The organism is Acetobacter sp. AAB5, from assembly GCF_050106715.1.
In the GTDB taxonomy this organism is placed as follows: domain Bacteria; phylum Pseudomonadota; class Alphaproteobacteria; order Acetobacterales; family Acetobacteraceae; genus Acetobacter; species Acetobacter oryzifermentans.
In genome coordinates, this window is record NZ_JBNIEW010000008.1 from 88,599 (window position 1) to 109,873 (window position 21,275).

Below are 21,275 nucleotides of genomic sequence, written 5' to 3' on the forward strand. Positions count from 1 at the left end.
GCATGCACATGGTTTCGCTTATTCAATAGTTACTCTTAGCGTCAAGTCATGGAGGCTGCATACCGCCATGCAACATGGCGGTATGCAGAATGGCCTTTACGTATGGTTGGGGAACAGGCCCAGGAGACCGCTTTCTGTAGCAGGGCAGCAGCCTTTTTCTGTAATCAACCCAGTTACAAGCCTGGAGGGTGTGACATCAAAGGCGGGATTAGCTGCAGGGCTATGATCTGGAGTGATTTGCACGGAACCTATTTTTCCGTCTGCCATACGCCCCTGCACGTGTGTAACTTCGGATGCTGCACGTTCTTCAATAGGAATATCACGGATGCCATCGGCAATACGCCAATCTATGGTTGTAGAAGGTAATGCAACCCAGAATGGTATTTTATTGTCCTGCGCGGCTAGAGCTTTCAGATAAGTGCCAATTTTATTTGCAACATCTCCATTGCGTGTTACGCGGTCTGTTCCAACAATAACAATATCAACTTGGCCATGCTGCATCATATGGCCTCCTGCATTATCTGTAATAACAGTATGCGGAACACCGTGACTGCCGAGTTCCCATGCAGTAAGGGCAGTGCCCTGGTTGCGTGGGCGTGTTTCATCTACCCACACATGCACGTTCAGGCCCAGATCATGCGCCATGTAAATAGGGGCCAAGGCTGTGCCCCAATCTACTGTGGCAATCCATCCAGCATTGCAGTGGGTTAAAATGTTCAGGCGCTGGCCTTTTTCTTTTTTGGCGGCAAGATCCTGCAAAAGTTTAAGGCCATGCTTGCCAATAGCTTCATTTTGGGCTGCATCTTCATCGCAAATACGCAGGGCTTCTGCATAAGCAGCGGATACCCGGCTTTCTGGTGGAATGGGCCGGAGAGTATTTAGCATTCTTTCAAGCGCCCAACGCAAATTTATGGCGGTAGGGCGCGTTGCCGCAAGCATGGCTGCGTTTTGTTCCAGACTGGTATCACTGCTGTCTGTGCGTAATGCCAATGCCAGACCATATGCGGCAACAGCACCGATAAGCGGAGCACCACGTACCTGCATACTGGTAATGGCATGGGCTACATCCTGAACAGTTGTAAGCCGCAGGATGTCCAGTGAAAAGGGAAGGCGTGTCTGATCGAAAATATGAATAGACCACAGGTCTTTTTCATCAACCCATACACTGCGGAAAGAGGTGCCATTGATTTTCATGAAGCATGTTCCGTGAGAAGGAGAGGTCTGCGTTTAGGATATAAGGATGATTACCTGTTTTGGGCAACAGGGTACAAGCACATGAAATTTTTGAGAACGTATTTAGAACATTTTTAAGGTAAATAGATCAGAAGAATGAAATATATCTTTAAATCTGAAAGTATTTTTTTGCATTTTCTATAGCATTTGTTATGTAGAATGAAAATCTAAGGCTATACCTGTTCTTGTAGGTATATGCTTCAGTTGAAGAAGTTTTGAAGTTTAAAAATTTTGTTTATATATCTCCTTATTTTTAAAGGGGGTTGAGAAGGAGTTAAAATGAGTGAGACAAGAACCCGCCGAAAACCTGCTGCGGGTAAAACGGTTTCCAAGCGCAAGGTTGCCGCTGTAGCCCCCAAAAAGCGTACACCTCGCGCAAAAGTTGTCGAAGTAGAAGAGCTTTTTGATTTTGAAGTAGAACCAGAAGCTCCTAAGCCACGCCGTTCTTATGTGCGTAAAGCTGCTGCCCGTAAGCCTGCTGAAGAAAAAACAGTAGCGCCTAAAACAACGGCACGTAAAAAAACAGTAGCAGCTAAGGCTGAAAGCAAGGTTGCCCCCAAGCCAACGCGGCGCACTAAAGCCAAAGTGGAAGAGGTTGTAGAAAAGCCAGTGCGTGCAACCAAAGCAACACGTGCTGCCAAAGCTCCGGCCACTGCATCAACGCGTAAAACTGCAAAATCAGCTACTAAGGTTGAAGCAGCTAAACCTGCACGTGCTACACGCACCCCAAAAACAACCGCGGCCAGCAAGGTTGCAAAACCAGCAGTTCCAGCAACCCGTAAGCGGGCTGTGCGTGCTGTAGAGCCCGTAGCTAAAAAGAAGCTTTCTGCCGTGGAAAAGCTGCGTATTGTGCAGGAAGAACGTCGCCGTAAACGGTATGAACGTTTGGCAGCAGCAGAGGCTGAAAAAACTGCGGCAAAAGCACCCGCAGCACGGAAGACAAAGGCTAGAACAACCCGTCGCACCCGTGCATCCTAAAAATAACAGTATTTTATCTGGTTTAGAGATTTATCAGTAAAATAATGTTGTTTTAGAAAAAGCCCATTCCGGTAAAAACGGAATGGGCTTTTTTTTAATTAAAATATTCTGGATCTATCTGTGAAGATATGCAGATGGCATGCGAAAATAGAGTTCCCTTTTTAGCTAATTGTACGATTAAAGTTGCCGCTTAGCAGATAGCAGTTGCTTGCAAATTCTGCCGTATGGTCAAGATCAGGCTCAAGTGCATCTTCTACCATGACACGGCGCAACCGTAGGATAACGGCTTTTTCGGAAGCATTGCCGTGCATGTATTCCGATATCTTTGCCAACCACGCACTAATGCCGTTCTGCTCTGTCAGCATAAGAGGGTGCCGCTTATTTAGGGGAAGCCCTTTTTGTAACAACAGAGATGCCACGGGGGCATCAGTAATATGATACAGAAAATTGCCTGCTTCCTTGGCGTGTGTGGCTGCCAAGGAAGGTATGCGTGTCAGACGGATCTCATCTGGCAAAAAATGTGTGCGTAAGGGTGGAAGAAGCGGAAGAGAGAATAAGTCCGTTTGCGTTTCTTTTGCGTCGGTTCGGCGCTTCTGTTGAGTATGATGTGGTTTTGAGTGGGGTGTACGTTGCCTTTCTTTCGCAAAAGGCAGAGGCAGCCCCGGTAGTGTATTCTGTAATGAAAACAGGTGATGATGACCCATTATGCACCTTGATGAGGGATCTCTTTTGTGGGCCGTTTGGATGCACACTCCGCACATAGCCCTTCCACTTCAACCGAGGTGCTCTGAATTACAAAGTCCTCGTTTTTGCAAATGTGTTTCAGGGTTTCCAGAACAGTTGTATCCGCTATTTCCGTTACGGTTTTGCAGTTGCGGCAGATGAGAAACTGGGCCGTATGCAAGCAGGCTTCCGAGTGCTCATGCGTATGAGAACAATGGCGCAAATTGGTGCAGGGAATAAAAGCAGACAAGCGTTCAATACGGTGGATCAGGCCGTGTTCAAGTAGAAAATCTAGTGCCCGATATACAGTAGGGGGGGCGGGGCGCCGTTCTGCTGTTTTAAGTTCTTCCAGCAGATCATATGCCCCGACTGGACGTGCATGCATAAGAATAAGCCCGAGCACATCACGGCGCTGGGCCGTCATTCGCGCACCTTGTTGGGTGCATAGAGCAGTAGCTTTATCTAGTTGATGCTCAATATGCGCAGGAAAGGCATGGGCTGAGGTTGCTGTGGAAGAAGACGTAGGGTGGGGCATGTTCATCATCCGTTCTCTGTATTTCTTAGCGTAACTGATCTGAGAGGTGAAGACCAAATTTGCGCGGGTGAGGAGGTGACGTGCAGCTGATAAAATGTAATAATATTACATTGCATTCAAGCATGGCAGGATAACGCATATGGAATTGATGAAAACAAAAGGCACTTCACGCCGGATGTTGTTTGGCATGGTGGCTGTGCTTGGTTTTGCAACCATGGGCACAGGTAGTGCGGCCGCACGCCCTTTGTCTGTTGTGGCAGCAGAAAATACATGGGGGGATCTGGCTGCGCAGATTGCTGAGCCAGACATGCACGTGACATCTATACTTGTATCACCTGCTGTTGATCCGCATTTATATGCTCCTACACCGGATGATGCGCGTCGTGTGGCAGATGCTACGTTGGTTGTGGCCAATGGTGCGGGATACGATGCCTGGATGGATCATTTGGTGCAGGCTTCTGCTTTGCCGCAGGCACGGTATGTACGTGCAGATACATGGTCCGGGTGGCACGAGGGCGGGAATGCCCATTTATGGTATGATCTGAACGCTGTGGCAGATTTTGCTCAAAGATTTGGAAAAGCGTGCGAGCAAGCAGATCCAGCGCATGCAAAAGCATATGCTGAGCGGGCGCGGAAGTTGGGGGCCGATATTGCCAGCGTACAGGCCCAAGCCGCAGCATTACGCCCGCATGTGCAAGGTATGGCTGTGGCCGCAACAGAACCTCTGTTTACCCCGCTGGCCAGTTACCTTGGTTTGGACATGAAGGAAAATGCCTTCCAGATTGCAATCATGAATGATGTTGAACCTCCACCTGTTGCTGTGGCTGCATTTGAGCAGGATCTTGCGCAAAAAAAACTACAGCTCCTTGCCTATAATGTGCAGGTGGAAGAACCAGCCAGCAAACGTTTGATAGATCTGGCCCATAAAGCAGGTGTGCCTATTCTGCCGCTAGCGGAAATTATGCCGCAGGATACGCATTGGCAGATATGGATCAGTTCAACTCTTACGCAAATTGCGCATTTGCTTGGTGTCACGCCGTAATGTCATCTTCTGCTGTGCAAGTGGCTGGCGTAACTCTGTTACGCCAGAAAAAAACAGTGCTGGATAATATCAGTTTTACAATTCCTGCGGGCAGTTTTGTGGCTGTTTTGGGTGGAAATGGGGCTGGAAAGACAACCCTGTTTAGAACTCTTCTGGGGTTGGAAAAACTTTCGGCTGGCCAAATATGGATAGAAGGCCAGCCGGTGCAAAAGGGCCGTATGCCTATAGGGTATATGCCTCAGGTGCGCGCTATGGTGGCTGCACAACTTAGCGGCTGGAGCACAGTTGCCGCCGCGCAGCAGGGCTGGAAATGGGGCCTGCCATTTTACGGCAAACAGGCTAGAGCAGATATTGATGCAGCTTTGGCCGCAGTAGATGCGCAGGATCTGGCGCGGCGACCGGTAGGCTCTCTTTCCGGGGGAGAAAGGCAGCGGCTTATGTTGGCGCAAGCGCTGCTGGATGATCCACATATCTTGTTGCTTGATGAGCCTTTGGCCAGCCTAGACCCAGCTCGTATGCGTGAAACAGCAGAACGTATTCATACACTGGCACGAGATAGGAATATGACGGTGCTCATGTCTACCCATGATATTAACCCTCTTATGGGGTTGATGGACCATGTTCTTTACATGGCGCATGGCAAGGCAGTGCTGGGGCGCGTGGAAGATGTGATGACAACCCAAACACTCAGTGCACTTTACGGCGCACCGGTTGAGGTGATTAAGGCGGGAAACAGATTATTTGTTGTGGCAGAAGGTGGTGGGGCGTCACTCCAGTCCTGTATGTGCGTGGGGCATAGTGCTTGATGCTTGAGTATGAATTTATGCGCACCGCTTTTCTGGCGGCGTTTTTGGCGGCGCTGGTGTGTGGGCCTGTGGGGTGGTTTCTTGTTTTGCGTGGGCAAAGCTTTGCCAGTCATGCGCTTTCGCACGTAGGATTTGCCGGAGCCGCCGCTGCCCTTCTGTTAGGTCAGCCCGCTTTGCTTGGGCTTGGGCTGGGTGCTGTTGGCGGTGGTGTTGCCATAGGGTTGGTAGGAGACAGGCTGGTAGGCCGAGACGTAACAATCGGGTTAGTGCTTTCTGTAGCCATGGGCTTTGGGGCGCTGTGCCTGCATTTTCTCACCCACTCTGCCAGTTCAGCCACAGCACTGCTTTTTGGCGATATTCTGGGTATCGGGTCTTCTATGTTAGGCTGGCTGGGTGTTCTTTCCGTAGTTTGTTTGATAGCGCTGGCATTTGTGGCAAGGCCGCTTCTTTTTGCATCACTTCAGCCAGAGCAGGCAGAGGCGCGGGGTGTGAATATGCGCCTGCTTGATATTCTTTTTCTCATGATTGTTGCCGTAGCTACAGCGCAATGTGCCCAGATCACAGGTGTCTTGCTGGTATTTACGCTTATGATTGCGCCTGCCGCAGCAAGTTTGCGTATGGGTTTTTCACCCTTATTGGGAATGGGCGTTGCAACGTTACTTGCGTTGCTGGAAGCTTGGTTGGGTTTGGTGTTGGCTTGGTACACCAATTGCCCCACAGCATTTTGGATTGCAGCGTTAGGTGGCGGTGTATTTATAACCGCCAGTCTGTTTTGCCGCTTGCGGGGTAGCTAAAAAATCTGGCTAATCCTTGTTATTGCGGCAAGGACCAATCCAGCCAAGACCATAAAGCTACGACTGCTAGCAGCACAACATGCATGATAATCAGGGCTTTAACAGTAATAAACGGGATATAGTCATCATCCCCTTTTACTGGATAATCATCATGATAATCCTGTGACATGTTTCAACACCTTGATTGTATGCCTAAAGCCCTTAGGGCTTTAGGGCTTTAGGGCTGGGGTATGGGGCAGAGCGTGATACATTCTATTAAAATAAACAAGCCCATGTGCGGTTGCATGGGTGCGTAACGCTTGCACAATACCAAACATTACGCTGTGTGTGCCAACTTCTACAATCTGGCTGATCTTGCAGTCAAACGAGGCCACAGCTTCTTCCAGTACAGGTGCGCCTGTTGCCAAGGCGCTCCAATGCCCAGTGGCAAACCGCTCTTGCATGGAGTTGGGGCTGGCAAAAAGGTTGGAAAGATGCTGCTGGGTAGATGCCAGCACATTTACGCATAATGCGCTACCTTCATGAAAAGCCTGTCTGGCACGGCTTCCACGGTTCAGGCAGACCAACAGCGTAGGTGGGGTATCTGTTACGGAACACACTGCGGAGGCCGTAAAACCAACGGGGTTTTCCAGCGTTCCTGTTGTAACAATGTTCACAGCTGCGCCAAGTCGGGCCATGGCATCGCGGTAGGCGCTGGTCTCCGGAGCCAACATCTGCTCTCCTTAAATCAATCAAAGATGGTCCGTGCGTGTTTGTGCACGAAATAAAGAGGAAAGCAATGACAGAGCAAACTCTTTCCGTCGTATCTGGCGTAACAATGCAGCAGGAAGGGCATCTGGGGCGTATTATTTTAGACCGCCCCAAACGGTTGAATGCCGTTGATATCAGTATGGCCAACGGCATAAAAGCCGCTTTGGAAATGTGGCGGCATGATCCTTCCGTCCATACCATTCTGCTGGAAAGCAGCAGCCCGCGTGCCTTTTGCGCAGGGGGAGACCTACGCGCCATTTATGATCGTCTTAAAGCCCAAGGGGCATTGGCGGCATATGAACTGATGAAGCGCGTATATGATGTGATGCTGTTATTGGCAGATTACAAAAAACCCATTGTTTCCTTTTTAGATGGCGTAGCTATGGGGGGCGGTATCGGCTTAGGTGGCCATGTGCGGTATCGGGTGGTTACGGAAGCATCTGTGCTGGCTATGCCGGAAACGGCTATTGGTTTGGCCCCCGATGCCGGAGGAAGCTGGTTGTTAGCCCGTGCGCCTGGTTTTTCTGGTTTACGGCGTGCTGTTACCGGTGGGCGTATGAACGGAGCAGAGGCCATAGCCATGGGGTTTGCAGATGTTCTGGTTTCATCGGACTCTCTTACAGATTTAAGAGAAACGTTGAGCGTTGAAAGTGCAGAGCATGTATTCAGCCGCCTTCATTCCCAGCCTGAAAGTCTGGACGTGCAAAATCTGGATTCCTGTTATGATGCGCCAGATATCTTGCAGGTTATTGAAAAATTGAAAGCGGAAGGATCAGAAGAGGCGCAAGAGGATCTTGAAGCTTTATCACGAGCCTGTCCGTTTTCTGTGCAGGTAGCATGGTATGGATGGCACCAGGCACGTGCTGCTTCCTCGTTACATGCAGCTTTTGTGCTGGAGGAAAATATGGTGCGCCATATGGTGGCCCGGCCTGATTTTGTAGAGGGGATTCGGGCACGTTTGATTGATAAAGATAACCAGCCTGCGTGGATGCCGCCAACTTTGGCGGAAGTGAATAAGCAGGAAGCTCAAAATTGCTTTGAGAAGTAATGCAAACATGTCGCCCCGGAGCATTTTGTGCTGCGGGGCAGGATGTTTTTGGGTGTTTAGGCGGCTGCGGTTCGGAAAGCGATGGAAGCCGGTGCAGGTTTGCCAATCGGCAGTACTGCATATCCAAAGGCTTCCTCCAGAATTTCTGCCGCAGCGAGATAGATGGCGGAAAAACCGCAGAACAGTCCTTCATATCCAGCAAACTGTGTAACAACTGGCATAGCCAGCATATCACCCGTGGCAAGGAGAGCGAAGAGAACTGTCAGGCTTAGAAAAATAACCTGATGCGCCCGTGAGGCACGCAGCGTGGCAATAAACATGATAAATGTGAACAATCCCCACGCAAGTAGGTAACTTCCTACAAGGTTAGGGCTGCTGGCATCCACAATGCCAGTATGAGGTAGGCCAATAAGCGCCACGAACGAAAGCCAGAAAGCACCGTAGGCGCTAAAAGCTGTCATGCCGAAGGTATTGCCATTACCATATTCCAGCATTCCCGCCAGAATTTGGGCAACACCCCCAAATGTTAGCCCCATGGCCAGAATGGCAGAACCCATGGGTACCAGATCTGCATTATGTAAATTGAGAAGAACGGTTGTTAACCCAAAGCCCATTAAGCCTAATGGGGCTGGGTTGGCTCTTCGGTATGTCACCGGAGGCGAGGTGTCGGAATATGCCATGCCAGATACTTCTTGTTATGAGTGATGACTTAAGCATTAAGCAACTGGCAGGACAGAAGTTCTCTATAAATAAGAAAATTCAGATAAAATTAAATTCATCATCATGGCTTTTATTTTAGGAAACTTTTTTCTTTATTTTATCCCACAGAAGCAGACTCCATAAGTGTAGAAACAGAGGCATTTGCCCCCACCTCATCCACAGAGCGATGGATGGGGCCGTATTTGTCATAAAACCCTGGAATGGCGCGGATAATGCCCGCTGCCTGCATGAGGCAGGAGATGGTTCTATCCCGCATAAGGGAGGCGCCATCCTGATCTGTGGCGGTGGTATGGAGAATTGCCGCAGCCTGTTCCAGAGCATCTGCCGTAGCCAGTGGGGTATGCCGCAATAGGGCAAAGGCTTTTAATGCATTTTCAAGAGCAGCGTGGGCCTGCGCATTAAGCTTGGTATGTTCTGCATTCCAGCGCAGGCGTAAAATGAGCCGACCTAGAGAAAGCGTTGCAAAGGCCGCATCTGTATATCCCTGCCGGTCTATTCCGAAAGGAATAAAGGAAAGACGCATCATCAGCCGTGTGATTTTTTGAAGTTGGAGGCCTTCCCATGCAATCCATTGCACGGGCTTGTTACTGTGGGAAAGAGCGAGTTGTTGCAGGCTGCGTGTAAGGGAAGAAACCAGCCGAGCAGCATCCAACCGATGGTCTGGCGGCAGAATAACCCGGAAAACCAACACCAGAAGTATGCAGGCTGCCACCATGGTTATCCAGTTATTGGTGAGCGCCAGATCATTATAAACAATAGGGTTGTTAATAGAGAGCAGCATGGTGAAAAACACTGCATATCCAAATGCACCAATGCTGTAGCGCGGGTGAAATTGCAACCATACACCGGGCAGTAGAAACAGGCAGAGAGTGAGCCATAAAAGCGGGTAGCCATCTATACGGGGCAGAAACAGGGAATGGCATAAAAACCCCATAGGCACAGCCAACATGGTGCCTGTTGCCATCATGGGGCTTGCTTTACCGGCGGAGGGAGCTGTTGAAAGCAGGCTTGATGCGGCGACTACATACAAAATCAGCATAGGGCCTGCGCTCCAGTGGAACACATACCACAGCATGCCAGCCAGAAGTGCAATGAACATGCCGCGCACACCATTGCGCAAGGCAACAGGCCATTCCAGATATTGGCGTGTATGGGAAGATTCACGATCGCGGCGCAGGCTTGTAAGATCGTATAGGGCCAGATCTATCTGTACCAGAATATCACGGGTATTATCCAATGTGGCCAGTAAACTGGGTGCCGGATTGTTGCGTGAAAGTTGTTCCAGATTTTTTAGGCATTCATGCAGGCAGGCAGAAACCGGGGCTGGGTTTTCCAGCCAGCCGGGTTGTTCTGTAAGGTGCAGAATCTGCTCTAATGTTTCAGCAACATACTGATGCACAGGGCGTGATTGCACATCTACCAAAGAGAGATTGAGCCAATAAGGGTGATAGCTGACAATAAGCCCGGTTAAACGGTTAAGTGCCAAACGCAGGTTGGAAATACGGGCCTGCATATCGGGGTCATCTGCTGCGGCAAATTCTATGGCTGGTGTTAATCCTGCCATACCTGCCAGAAGGCGGCTGCGACTATCATAAAGAGGTTGCGGCAGGCTACGGAATGCTGTGCCTGTGGTTGTGGTATCTGTTATTTCGGAAGGATTGTTTTCTTTTTCCGTATCTTCTGCTGGGTGAGAGGAAATACCTTCCTGTGCGTGAAAGTTTTTTGCGTGGAGAATGGTATCACGAAAGGCGTTGCCCAGTTTTTCCATTACGGCACTGGGTTTGCGGGGGCTAGTTACCATAAATACACAAGCCGTTACCACCACGCCGGTTACTACGGCAGAAAGTCGCCCCATTGCAGAAAGAAAAATATTGTCTGGGTCTGCAAAAGCAGGTGCAGCAATAATAACAATTGTATAACCGGTTAGCACAGCGGCATAGGCGCGAAAAAAGCGCAGGAACGTGGCGACCATGCAGGCTATTCCTACAAAAACAGAAAGAGCCGCAAAATACAGAACAGGGGACTGCACAAATACAGCCATAATGCCAATGCTGATAACGGCACCAATAACTGTGCCGATAACACGCCATACACTTTTGGAAACCATAGCCCCTACAGTTGGATTTGCCACAATAAGAACAGTTGTGGCTGCACTGAGGGGAGAGTGAAGCTGGAACATGAACGCCAGAAAAACGGCAATGCCAATGCATAAAAAGACGCGGGCAGAATAGCCTGCGGTAGCCTTAAAGGCATTCCACTGCACTTCATCAGAAAAAAAGGCTGGTAAGCAGCGGGAGAATACAGCGTTAAAGGAAGATAGTGTGTGACTGCTTTGCTCGGATCTAGCGTTCATGATGCGTTTCCAGCATGCAGGAAAGATCATGAATTAAGCTACGCACTTGGTCTTTCGTGAGGTTCTGGCGAACATTCTGTTCAAGCTGTGCAGAAATGGTGTGAAACAGTGCACATCTTTCTTGCCCCGCCGGTGTGAGTACAAGCTTTTTGGCGCGCCGGTCCTGCATATCTTGTTGGCGTGTGATCAGCTTTTGTTTTTCCAGCAAATCCAGAATACGCACCAGTGCAGAACAATCCACGTTCATGGCGGCTGCAAGATCACTTTGCGTGGCTCCGTCGGGCATCATCATCAAATAAGCCATCGGGCGCATGCTGGCTAATGTCATGCCATGCGGGCGCAAGGCCCTGTCCAGTTGCGTACGCCAGACTGTGGCTAACCGCATAATACGGAAGGTAAGTGCCATGTCTGAAAAACGCGTTTCATCCAGTGTGGGCAGAACGCGTGGAGAAGTCATGGAATCCTCATTAGTTAGCCAAAGAATATTTGACATATAAAGTATATTCATACGAATATAACATAGCTGTTTTGCGCGTCAATAATGGAAATAAAGCGACAAAGCACAGGAACATTAGCGTGAAGCCTCAATCCTGTTTCGGATGGCAGGCCTTAAAGTTGTGAGGTCATAAAACTGCGGGTTGAAAGCAAAGGCCGCTTATGCGCATTGTGCACCGGCTAATGGTGTCCTTTACGGGATGAAAAGGGAAGAACGGTGCAAGGCCGTCGCTGCCCCCGCAACTGTAAGTTACCTATAGTGTTCCGTAAGGGCTTTCGGGCCTCAACCACTGGTCTGCATGCAGGCTGGGAAGGTAGGGAGCGCTGTTTTATGTTCTGGCCTTTAGGCTGGAGTATATGTGGGTACAAGCCAGGAAACCTGCCATTGGTGCCAGTATGCGTAAGCATGTTGGTGGGCCTTAGTTATTAAGTTCTGGCGTTGCTGCTGGCGGGGTGCCCGGCAGGCATAGATGTACCATAGGGTATATTTCCTCTGCTTATCTCTGAGGCAGGGGCGCCGGGTGTCTGCACCCCATCAAGCAGCTGTTCTTTGAGGATGGCGGTTATTTCAGGGATACAGCATGGCCGAAGCCCCCGATTCTTCTCAAAAATCACCTCAGAACCGTCCTGTTTTGCATGTGTGTGTCACGTGTCGGCGTGGTGGGCCTGCTATGGATCAACCGCCGGGTGCCCAGCTGTATGCACGTTTACAGGCTTTGGTGCAGGAAGCAGAAGCTACTGGGCAGGAAGCTCCGGTTCTGCTGCGTCAGGTTCAGTGTTTGGCAGCCTGCGATCGCGGATGTACTGCAGCCATTGCTATGCCAGAGCGTTGGACATGGTTATTAGGGCATCTGGGTGCAGAAAAAGCAGAAGATCTGCTGGCTTATGCCCAACTCTATGCAAAGTCCGCGCGGGGAACAGTCATGCCTTCGCGCCGTCCGGCATCTCTTTCCAATATGGTGTTGGGGCGTGTTCCCGCACAACTTTATGATGAACAGGAGCCTTCATGACAATCGCATCTCGCGTGCCTGTAACCATTATCACTGGTTTTTTAGGGGCAGGTAAAACAACCCTTTTGCGTAATCTGCTTCAGCGTGCAGCAGGGCACCGTATTGCCGTGGTGGTGAACGAATTTGGTTCTCTTGGCATTGATGGAGAAATCCTGCGCGGATGCGGAGTGGAAGGCTGCAAGGAAGATGACATTGTAGAGCTGACCAACGGTTGCCTATGCTGCACGGTAGCAGATGATTTTCTGCCAACCATGGAAGCTCTGCTAGATCGGGCTGACCCACCGGAACATGTGGTTATTGAAACATCTGGTTTGGCACTGCCTAAACCATTGCTCAAGGCTTTTGGTTGGCCAACGGTGCGTAACCGCATGACAGTTGATGGCGTGATAACGGTAGTAGATGCACCAGCAGTGGCAGCAGGCCGTTTTGCAGATGATCCTGAAGCTATTGCCCAGCAGCGTGCGGCAGATCCTTCCTTGGATCATGACAACCCATTGGCAGAAGTTTTTGAAGATCAGATTAACGCCGCAGATCTTGTGGTGTTGAACAAGACAGATCTGCTGGATGCAGATGCGCTGACACATGTTGAAGATGAAATCCGCCGCACGGCACCGCGTCCAGTTCAGATTGTACGTGCCACAGAAGGCAAGGTAGACCCAGCCATATTGCTTGGGATTGGGGCAGCGGCAGAAGCAGACTTAGCTGCGCGACCTTCTCATCATGATGCAGAGGATGGCGAACACGAACATGATGACTTTGAAAGTTTTGTGGTGCGCGTGCCCGAGCAGCAGAGCGTCGAGCAGTTTTTAACGCTCTTGCAGGATACGGCGCGCCGTTATGATGTGCTGCGCATGAAAGGTTTTGCAGCGGTAGCAGGCAAGGCCATGCGTTTGGCTGTGCAGGGTGTGGGGGCTCGTTTCCGGCACGAATTTGATCGTCCTCTTTCCGTTAACGAAAAACGAGAAGGCCGCATTGTTGTGATCGGGCAAAAGGGGCTGGATGCTGCATCCATAGCCAAGGCTCTTGGCGGCACCTTGGTAACGGCCTGATTAAGGACGGAGTAGGCTTATGCATCTTTTGGTGCGGGAAAACCGGACGCTCGATGAACAGGAAATGGCAGAGGATCTCAATCTTCCCTCTGCTGATCTTGTTGTACTTTCTTTTACAGAAAGTGATCTTCTGGCCCTGCGCCATGCAGAAGCCTTGCTACGTGCTCAAACTGAAGAAGGCATAGTGCTTCCCACCTTGCAGGTCACAAGCCTGGCAAGATTACGCCACCCTATGTCGATCGATTTGTACATTGAAACTACATTGCAAAAAGCGCGCTGCGTTGTGGTGCGGCTGTTGGGTGGTTTGGATTACTGGCGTTATGGGGCAGAAGAACTGGCAGCATGGAGCCGTGAAACAGGCGTGCCGCTGGCTTTGTTACCCGGTGATACGTCACAAAGTTCTGTTTCTGATGTGTTGGAACAGGCAGTACATACCGGAGATGATGGACGGCTGGCAGAACTTTCCACTATTTCTGCAGAATATTATGCGCGGTTAAACGGTTTTTTCCAACAAGGAGGGCCGGATAACATCTGCGCAGCATTGGAAGTTATGTCTGCACTGGCAGGGATGCAGGAAGATAAAGGAACACACCCTAAAGCATTGCCTGCATGGGGCGTATATCGTTCTTATCCTTCTACCGGCATGCCAGTTCAGGTGCAGATAAAAGCAGTAATACTTCTTTATCGCGCGCATTTGCTGGTAGGAGATGTGGCAGGGCCGGAATGTTTGGCAGAAGAACTGGCGCAACGTGGCTGTGCTGTAGATATTGTGTATGTTACATCTTTAAAAGATCCTAACGTTTCTGATGATGTAAGCTATTATCTACAACGTGTGAAACCTGATGTTGTTCTGGATGCAACGTGTTTTTCTGCACGAAGCCAGAATGGTTTTTCACCATTGGATGTAGCCGATGCGCCTATTTTGCAGCTTCTGCAGCCGGGGTGCACACAGGCTTTGTGGCAAGAAAGCCCACGAGGTCTGGCGCGGGCGGATATGGCCATGCAAGTGGTATTGCCAGAACTGGACGGCACAATTGCAACATTTCCAATTTCTTTCAGAAAAGATGCACAGCCCGGACAGCCTGCATTTAGAGAACCTTATAAACCGGGTATAAAGTTGGTGGCAGGCCGTGCAATTGCATGGGCTAAATTGCGGAAAATTGCGCAATCAGACAAAAAAATATCTATTATTCTGTCTGACTACCCAGGTGCAGGGCTCGAAAAATCTGGGGCCCATATAGCGCATGCTGTGGGGTTAGATGGTTTTGCATCTACATCTTCCATTCTCACGCTCTTGCATAAGGCAGGTTATCATACAGGAGCAGAAAATGTTCCTGATGCAAAGGCTCTTGCCGCAGCACTTGTTGGTGGCAGTTCAAAGCCTGTGCTTGATACAAAACTGTATCGTCAGTTTCTGGCGGATTTAGATCCGGATTTTGTAAAATCTGTTTTTGCCGCATGGGGTGACCCCGAACACGACGCCAATGTAAAAGATGGCGTGTTTTGTCAGCGTTACATCCAGTTGGGCAATATTTCTCTGGCAGTGCAGCCAGATAGAGGGGCAGTAGCGGACCGTAAAGCGCTGTATCATGATCCAGACACACCTCCATGCCATGCATACGTTGCATTTTATTTGTGGTTGCAACATGTGAAAAAACTGGATGCCATGGTGCATTTGGGCACGCATGGCACGCTGGAATGGTTGCCCGGTAAGGCTGTGGCGCTGTCTCCATCCTGTGGGCCAGTTGTGCTGACAGGTGATGTGCCGGTTATTTATCCGTTTATTGTCAATAATCCGGGTGAGGCCGCAGCTGCGCGTCGGCGTTTGGGTGCTGTTATTATCGGCCATATGACGCCTCCTGTCATGCAGGCAGAACTTTCAGTAGATGCGCAGGAACTCGAACGTCTGATTGATGAATACGCTGAAGCGGACGGTCTGGACCCCCGCCGAGGCGCTTTGCTACGCGCTGATATTTTAGAAAAAGCTGTGCGTACGGGTGTGTTGGCTGAAAGCGGCGTGCGCCCCGGAGAAATGGATGAGGCAGAAGCACTTGCGCGGCTTGATGCCTATTTGTGTGATGTAAAAGATCTGCAAATTCGTGATGGTTTGCATGTTTTTGGAAAACCCGCCGCACACTCCAAAAAACTGGTGCAGATTATTGCACAGGCATGTGGGCGGCAGGCGGATACTGCTTTTACGTCTGAAGTGGCGCATAAAATCATGCAAAGCGGGCAAGCAGAGGCACAGGCCCTGCTTGCTGCATTAGATGGACGTTTTGTAGCACCCGGCCCAGCCGGTGCGCCAACCCGTGGGCGGGTGGATGTGCTGCCTACAGGGCGCAATCTGTTTACGGTGGACCCTCGTGCATTGCCTACACCTTCTGCCATGGTGTTGGCCGAGAAAATGGAAAAGCTTTTGCTGACAAGGCATTTGCAGGAACAGGGCGAACATCTAACACATATGATTATGGATATGTGGGGTTCTGCCAGTTTGCGCACCGGCGGAGAGGATATGGCCCTTGCCTTGCGCCTTATGGGAGTAGAAGTACAGCGCACCGCTGGCACAGGGCATGTTTGTGGGTTTGAGATTATTCCTTTGCCAGTGCTGGACCGGCCAAGAGTAGATGTAACGTTGCGTGTTTCTGGCCTATTTCGTGATGCTTTTGCAGATCAGATTGCCCTGTTTGATCAGGCTGTAGCGGCTGTTGCGGAGCGGAATGAACCTGCCGAATGGAATCCTTTGGCGGCATCTGCCAAAGGGCTGAAAGGAGAGGCCCGAAAGCGGGCTACGGCTCGTATTTTTGGTGCTGCGGTTGGTAATTACGGCACAGGCGTTGAGGAACGGCTGAATGCGGGATCTTGGGCTCATACGCAGGAACTTGGAGCAGCTTGGCTGGAAGGTTCATCATGGACATATGGTGGTGGACGAGATGGGCAGCAGGATATGCAGGCTCTTTCCAATTTGGTGGGGCAAGCAGAAGCTGTGCTGCATGTGCAGGACAATGCTGAAACCGATATTTTGGAAAGCCCGGATATAGCTGCGCATGAAGGTGGCCTTTCTGCTGCGGCCGCTACATTGGGCGCAACACCAACCGTATTGCATGGTGATACATCTCGGCCAGATATGCCACGGTTGCGAACAGCAGCGCAGGAAGTGGCGCGTATTGTGCGCGGACGGTTGGCTAACCCGCAATGGATTGAAGGTATGCAGCAGCACGGATACGCGGGTGCGGCAGAAATGGCGCGCGGGTTAGATGCATTGCACGGATTTGCAGCCACATTGCCCCAACGGTTTGATAGGCAATTCGATCTGGTTTTTGCCCAAACATTGGGAAATGCCGCGTGTGATGCATTTTTAAAACAGGAAAACCCAGCAGCGCGGGAAGCTATGCGTGCACGGTTTGCCGACGTATGGCGGCGAGGTTTGTGGCACCCACAGGGGAATAGTGTGGCCTGTGTTCTGGATGAGGAAAATGAGGCATGACAGCCCCTCGTGTTATTATGGTTGCCGCCCCTCGTTCTGGCGGTGGCAAAACAACGGTTACACTCGCATTGCTGGCGGCTTTTCAACGCCGAGGATTACGGGTAGGGGCCGTTAAAACTGGCCCAGATTATATAGATCCCGCTTTTCATGCGGCTATCACACATCGGCCACCTCTTAATTTGGATAGCTGGTGCATGCCTGCAAATTTGCTGGCTGGTATCATGAATGCCGCTGCCAAAGATGTAGACGTGGTTGTGGTGGAATCTGCAATGGGGTTGTTTGATGGATTAATGGCCCCAAAGGGTGCACGCGGTGCGCCTTCTGATATTGCAGCACTATTTGGTATTCCTGTTTTGCTGGTGCTGGATGTTTCTGGGCAAGGGCAATCTGTTGGGCCGATTGCACAGGGCTTTGCGCGGTGGTCTGATGCTGTGCAGGTGCGTGGTGTTGTACTCAACCGTGTGGCATCCGAACGGCATGAGCGTTTGGCGCGCTCTGCCGTGGCTATGGCAGACCTGCCTGTTTGTGGGGCGCTCATGCGCCAGAAGGGTGAGGTACTGCCAGAGCGGCATTTAGGATTGGTGCAAGCGCGTGAGCACGGCAATCTGGCAGGGTGGTTATCAGATCTTGCAGATAAGGCAGAACGTGAACTGAATCTGGATGCTGTTCTGGAAGCAGCAGCCCCTCTGGCGGAACAGAAGGCTGATCCAGTATCTCTGGCAGAAGCATGCATTCCGCCTCCGGGCCAACGTATTGCCGTGGCAGATGATGCTGCTTTTTCGTTTTTATATGGGCATCTTTCTTTGTTTTGGAGAAAAATGGGTGCGGAGTTGGTTCCGTTTTCTCCACTGGCCGATCAGGCGCCAGATGCCTCTTGTGATGCCTGTTGGTTACCTGGGGGGTATCCAGAACTTTATGCAGGCCAGATTGCGCAAGCAGAGCATTTTAAAAAAGGCTTACAGGATTTTGCGCTTAAGAACCCTGTACATGGGGAGTGCGGAGGCTACATGGTTTTGGGCTGTGCGTTGGAAGATGCGCAGGGGCAGACACATGCTATGGCAGGTTTGCTAGGACATGTAACGTCCTTCGCGCGTCGAAAATTGCACTTAGGCTATCGTGAGGCCACGTTGCTGACAGATAATGTTTTGGGCCACGCAGGCACACGTTTACGTGGGCACGAATTCCATTATGCAACAGTCACGGATAAAGGTGAGGACGCGCCATTGGCAGATCTGGCAGCAGGGGATGGTACGTCCCTTGGTGCATGTGGTGGCCAGCGTGGCTTGGTTTCTGGGTCATTCTTTCATGTTCTGGCACGGCGTTCCAATCAGAATATTTTGAACTCTTCCTCTTTATGAAAAGAGCATATGCAAAAACGAACGCGGAAAGTTGTGTGATAACAAGGTATGCACAAAGTGTTCTGCCGTCCTGATAAAGCCGGGGCAGGCGGTGAGAAGGAGATATTGAAATGCGATCTTTTCCCGTGTTGCTGGTAAGGCATGCTCCTGTTCAGATTGCGCAGGGTGTTTGTTACGGCAGGCAGGATGTTGCCCTTAGCCCAGGGTGGGAGAGTATTGTTTCTGGGCTTTCTGTTCTGGCTAAGGGTGCTGTTTGCCAGGTGTTATATAGCTCTCCTGCACAAAGGTGCTGGCAGATGGCGCAGCGTTTGGCGCAAAGTGCTGGTATGGAACTACGCGTGGATCACCGATTGGCAGAATTGAATTTTGGCCGGTGGGAAGGTGTGCGTTGGCAGGACATAGATCGCACATTGCTGGATGAATGGGCCCAAAATCCAGAAGGTTTTGCACCGCCAGAAGGTGAAAGCGGGCAAGATCTGTACCAGAGGATTCAGAGCTTCTGGCGCGAAGTGCGCCAACGTGAAGAAAATGTGTGCGTATTATCGCATGGAGGACCATTGCGGCTTTTGAGCGCTTTTGCCGGTGGGTATAAACCGCACCTTCTCGCACCTTCCATGCCGCAAGGCTTTGCGCGCCTGTTTATGGTGGGTGAAAAGAACGAACTTGCTTCAACTCAAACAGATTTTTTGACACATCATAAAAAGGAAGAGCCGTGCCAGGTATGATAGATCCGCAAAAGCCAGCATTATTACAGGATGCAGAGCATCATCGTACCAAAATGCAAAAACGCAAAGCTGTGCAGGATAAAGAAGTTGCCAGCAAAACAGTGGAAAAAGGCCTGTTGATTGTAAATACAGGTTCCGGAAAAGGAAAATCTACTGCGGCGTTTGGTCTGGCTTTGCGGATGTTGGGGTATGGCCGGCGTGTTGTTGTGGTGCAGTTTATCAAAGGGGCATGGCATACGGGAGAACGCAAAGCGCTGGAACGCTTTGAGGCTTTGGTAGAATGGCACGCGTTGGGTGAAGGTTTTACGTGGGAAACGCAGGATAAGGCGCGGGACATTGCTGCATGCCAACGTGCATGGCATGTCGCTCAACAAGCGTTGGGAAACCCAGATGTTGGGTTGGTGATCTTGGATGAACTGAACATCGCACTAAGGTATGATTACCTACCTATGGAGCAAGTTCTTGCAGATATTGCAGCGCGCCCGGCAGGCTTGCATGTTGCCGTAACAGGCCGCAATGCCAAGGAAGCCATGCTGGAAGCGGCTGATTTGGTAACTGAAATGACAGTGGTGAAACATCATTTCAAAGCGGGTGTAAAAGCGCAGGAAGGCATAGAGTTTTGAGTGCCCGTGTTCTGATGGTGCAGGGCACAGGGTCTAGTGTCGGAAAATCAACACTCGTTGCAGGTCTTGCGCGAGCCTTTACCCGGCGTGGGCTGCGGGTTTTGCCGTTTAAACCGCAGAATATGTCCAATAATGCCGCTGTAACATGGGATGGTGGTGAAATTGGGCGTGCTCAAGCTTTGCAGGCACGTGCCTGTGGGGTACCTGCAAGTGTTGATATGAACCCAGTTTTGCTCAAACCACAGGGTGAGACAGGCGCACAGCTTGTTGTGCGGGGGCAGATTGAAGAAACAGTGCAAGCGCGGGATTATCAGAACCGAAAAGCACTTTTAATGCCAGCCGTTTTGCAAAGCTTTGCAAAACTTGCCGCAAAGGCAGATTTGGTTTTGGTAGAGGGTGCTGGGTCTGCTTCTGAAGTAAATTTACGGGCACATGATATTGCCAATATGGGGTTTGCAGAAGCTGTAAACGCTCCGGTTGTGCTTGTGGGAGATATAGATAGAGGCGGAGTGATTGCCAGCCTTGTGGGCACACAAGTTGTTACAAGTAAGAAAGATGCCCAACGGATCAAAGGGTTTATTGTAAACCGTATGCGGGGTGATCCAACACTGTTTGCCGATGGCATGCAGTTTATTGCCGAACGTACAGGGTGGCAGCCGTTAGGGCTTGTGCCGGATTTGCCAGAGGTGAGAACCCTGCCCGCAGAAGATGCCGCAGATCTGGATGAAAAACTTGCACATGCAGTAAGGCACTCAAAAGCAAAATTAGATCAGAATGCGCCGCTACGTGTTGTTGTACCTCATTTGCCGATGATCGCCAATTTTGATGATCTGGACCCACTGTATGCAGAACCCGGTGTGCACCTTATCTTGGTTAAACGTGGCGAGCCTTTGCCTGAATGCGACCTGATTATATTGCCGGGATCGAAAGCGACATTATCTGATCTTGCTTGTTTGAAAGAACAGAAATGGGACAAGCAGATTGCAGAGCATGCAGCCAATGGCGGCTATGTGATGGGTATTTGTGGTGGCTATCAGATGTTGGGTTCTACGGTGGCTGATCCTTATGGAACAGAAGGTGCTGTAGGACAGACGGCAGGGTTGGGGCTGTTAAAAATTGATACAGTTTTAAGCCGAGATAAAAGTTTGGAACACAAGGAAGGAAAACTGGCGGCAGAAGGCAGTAAAGTTGCTGGATACGAAATGCATGTGGGCCAAACAACAGGGCCTGATTGCCAAAGCCCCTTGATATACATGGATAACCATCCCGAAGGTGCTGTTTCTGCAAATGGGCATGTATGGGGCACTTATCTGCATGGCATTTTTAACCACCGGGCTGCGCGTATGGCTTTGCTTGCACGTGTAGGTGGGGCTGCATTTCAACCAGGTGGCATATGGCATGCTGCCGGGGCAGATTTGCCAGCGCGGCATGATCAGAGTGTAGAACAAGCGCTGGATGCGTTGGCAAACCATCTGGAACAGCACATTGATCTAGATGCCTTGTTGCAGTTGGCTACTGTGCCGACTGGTATTTAAAAACGACAAATACT

General features: G+C 50.5%; 20 protein-coding genes and 1 riboswitch. Of the genes, 12 read left to right on the forward strand and 8 right to left on the reverse strand.

All coding sequences use genetic code 11. The annotated features are described in order from the left end of the window. Positions 1–96: 96 nt before the first annotated feature. Positions 97–1,194 (reverse strand): S-methyl-5-thioribose-1-phosphate isomerase, encoded by a 1,098-nt coding sequence (gene mtnA, locus ACP7IZ_RS09250; protein WP_426848848.1) that lies wholly within the window; start codon positions 1,192–1,194, stop codon positions 97–99. Positions 1,195–1,512: 318 nt separating this feature from the next. Here mtnA and ACP7IZ_RS09255 point away from each other — a divergent pair, with 318 nt between their 5' ends. Further along, positions 1,513–2,211, forward strand: coding sequence for a histone (locus ACP7IZ_RS09255; protein WP_426848849.1), 699 nt, complete (start codon positions 1,513–1,515; stop codon positions 2,209–2,211). Positions 2,212–2,372: 161 nt separating this feature from the next. On the opposite strand, the gene ACP7IZ_RS09260 is transcribed toward ACP7IZ_RS09255, so the two are convergent. Continuing rightward, positions 2,373–2,726 (reverse strand): hypothetical protein, encoded by a 354-nt coding sequence (locus ACP7IZ_RS09260; protein ID WP_426848850.1) that lies wholly within the window; start codon positions 2,724–2,726, stop codon positions 2,373–2,375. Between the two features lie 188 nt (positions 2,727–2,914). Beyond that, on the reverse strand, positions 2,915–3,478 hold the full coding sequence (locus ACP7IZ_RS09265; RefSeq protein ID WP_426848851.1) for a Fur family transcriptional regulator: 564 nt from the start codon (positions 3,476–3,478) through the stop codon (positions 2,915–2,917). 130 nt (positions 3,479–3,608) lie between these two features. Between ACP7IZ_RS09265 and ACP7IZ_RS09270 the strand changes: the two genes are divergently transcribed. The 3 genes from ACP7IZ_RS09270 to ACP7IZ_RS09280 are packed head-to-tail and all read left to right on the forward strand — an operon-like array spanning position 3,609 to position 6,111. Next, on the forward strand, positions 3,609–4,511 hold the full coding sequence (locus ACP7IZ_RS09270) for a metal ABC transporter solute-binding protein, Zn/Mn family (protein ID WP_426848852.1): 903 nt from the start codon (positions 3,609–3,611) through the stop codon (positions 4,509–4,511). Then, on the forward strand, positions 4,511–5,317 hold the full coding sequence (locus ACP7IZ_RS09275) for a metal ABC transporter ATP-binding protein (protein WP_426848853.1): 807 nt from the start codon (positions 4,511–4,513) through the stop codon (positions 5,315–5,317). The genes ACP7IZ_RS09270 and ACP7IZ_RS09275 overlap by 1 nt, the downstream gene beginning before the upstream one ends. Further along, positions 5,317–6,111, forward strand: a complete 795-nt coding sequence (locus ACP7IZ_RS09280) for a metal ABC transporter permease (RefSeq protein ID WP_426848854.1) — start codon at positions 5,317–5,319, stop codon at positions 6,109–6,111. The genes ACP7IZ_RS09275 and ACP7IZ_RS09280 overlap by 1 nt, the downstream gene beginning before the upstream one ends. Positions 6,112–6,130: 19 nt before the next feature. Here the strand turns inward: ACP7IZ_RS09280 and ACP7IZ_RS09285 are convergent, their stop codons facing one another. After that, positions 6,131–6,280 carry a hypothetical protein gene (locus ACP7IZ_RS09285; protein WP_162853393.1) on the reverse strand — a complete coding sequence of 50 codons (150 nt, stop codon included), beginning with the start codon at positions 6,278–6,280 and terminating at the stop codon, positions 6,131–6,133. A 40-nt stretch (positions 6,281–6,320) separates the two neighbouring features. Beyond that, positions 6,321–6,824 (reverse strand): flavin reductase, encoded by a 504-nt coding sequence (locus ACP7IZ_RS09290; protein ID WP_006117307.1) that lies wholly within the window; start codon positions 6,822–6,824, stop codon positions 6,321–6,323. Between the two features lie 65 nt (positions 6,825–6,889). Between ACP7IZ_RS09290 and ACP7IZ_RS09295 the strand changes: the two genes are divergently transcribed. Continuing rightward, positions 6,890–7,909 carry an enoyl-CoA hydratase/isomerase family protein gene (locus ACP7IZ_RS09295; RefSeq protein WP_426848855.1) on the forward strand — a complete coding sequence of 340 codons (1,020 nt, stop codon included), beginning with the start codon at positions 6,890–6,892 and terminating at the stop codon, positions 7,907–7,909. Between the two features lie 56 nt (positions 7,910–7,965). On the opposite strand, the gene ACP7IZ_RS09300 is transcribed toward ACP7IZ_RS09295, so the two are convergent. The 3 genes from ACP7IZ_RS09300 to ACP7IZ_RS09310 form a co-directional block, all read right to left on the reverse strand. After that, the gene (locus ACP7IZ_RS09300) at positions 7,966–8,589 is read right to left on the reverse strand and encodes an acetate uptake transporter (protein ID WP_426848857.1); all 624 of its coding nucleotides are present in this window, start codon (positions 8,587–8,589) and stop codon (positions 7,966–7,968) included. Positions 8,590–8,726: 137 nt separating this feature from the next. Continuing rightward, a complete protein-coding gene (locus ACP7IZ_RS09305) occupies positions 8,727–10,982 on the reverse strand; it encodes an FUSC family protein (protein ID WP_426848858.1) in 2,256 nt (751 codons plus the stop codon). Next, the gene (locus ACP7IZ_RS09310) at positions 10,972–11,490 is read right to left on the reverse strand and encodes a MarR family winged helix-turn-helix transcriptional regulator (RefSeq protein ID WP_426848859.1); all 519 of its coding nucleotides are present in this window, start codon (positions 11,488–11,490) and stop codon (positions 10,972–10,974) included. Before ACP7IZ_RS09310 ends, ACP7IZ_RS09305 begins: the two co-directional genes overlap by 11 nt. A gap of 154 nt (positions 11,491–11,644) precedes the next feature. Further along, a riboswitch (cobalamin riboswitch) is annotated at positions 11,645–11,878 on the forward strand. Between the two features lie 180 nt (positions 11,879–12,058). Between ACP7IZ_RS09310 and ACP7IZ_RS09315 the strand changes: the two genes are divergently transcribed. The 7 genes from ACP7IZ_RS09315 (at position 12,059) to ACP7IZ_RS09345 (ending at position 21,261) form a co-directional block, all read left to right on the forward strand. Next, entirely contained in the window at positions 12,059–12,487 is a 429-nt protein-coding gene (locus ACP7IZ_RS09315; RefSeq protein WP_426848860.1) for a DUF1636 family protein, read from the forward strand. After that, positions 12,484–13,536: a cobalamin biosynthesis protein CobW gene (cobW, locus tag ACP7IZ_RS09320; RefSeq protein WP_426848861.1), complete on the forward strand. Its 1,053-nt coding sequence runs from the start codon at positions 12,484–12,486 to the stop codon at positions 13,534–13,536. The genes ACP7IZ_RS09315 and cobW overlap by 4 nt, the downstream gene beginning before the upstream one ends. A gap of 19 nt (positions 13,537–13,555) precedes the next feature. Continuing rightward, positions 13,556–17,020: a cobaltochelatase subunit CobN gene (gene cobN, locus ACP7IZ_RS09325; protein WP_426848862.1), complete on the forward strand. Its 3,465-nt coding sequence runs from the start codon at positions 13,556–13,558 to the stop codon at positions 17,018–17,020. Next, positions 17,017–18,378 (forward strand): cobyrinate a,c-diamide synthase, encoded by a 1,362-nt coding sequence (locus tag ACP7IZ_RS09330; RefSeq protein WP_426848863.1) that lies wholly within the window; start codon positions 17,017–17,019, stop codon positions 18,376–18,378. The genes cobN and ACP7IZ_RS09330 overlap by 4 nt, the downstream gene beginning before the upstream one ends. 110 nt (positions 18,379–18,488) lie before the next feature. Then, complete coding sequence (locus tag ACP7IZ_RS09335) at positions 18,489–19,103, forward strand: histidine phosphatase family protein (protein ID WP_426848864.1); 615 nt, start codon at positions 18,489–18,491, stop codon at positions 19,101–19,103. Continuing rightward, positions 19,100–19,726, forward strand: a complete 627-nt coding sequence (gene cobO / locus ACP7IZ_RS09340) for a cob(I)yrinic acid a,c-diamide adenosyltransferase (protein WP_426848900.1) — start codon at positions 19,100–19,102, stop codon at positions 19,724–19,726. The genes ACP7IZ_RS09335 and cobO overlap by 4 nt, the downstream gene beginning before the upstream one ends. A gap of 14 nt (positions 19,727–19,740) precedes the next feature. After that, on the forward strand, positions 19,741–21,261 hold the full coding sequence (locus tag ACP7IZ_RS09345; protein WP_426848901.1) for a cobyric acid synthase: 1,521 nt from the start codon (positions 19,741–19,743) through the stop codon (positions 21,259–21,261). Positions 21,262–21,275 lie beyond the last annotated feature (14 nt).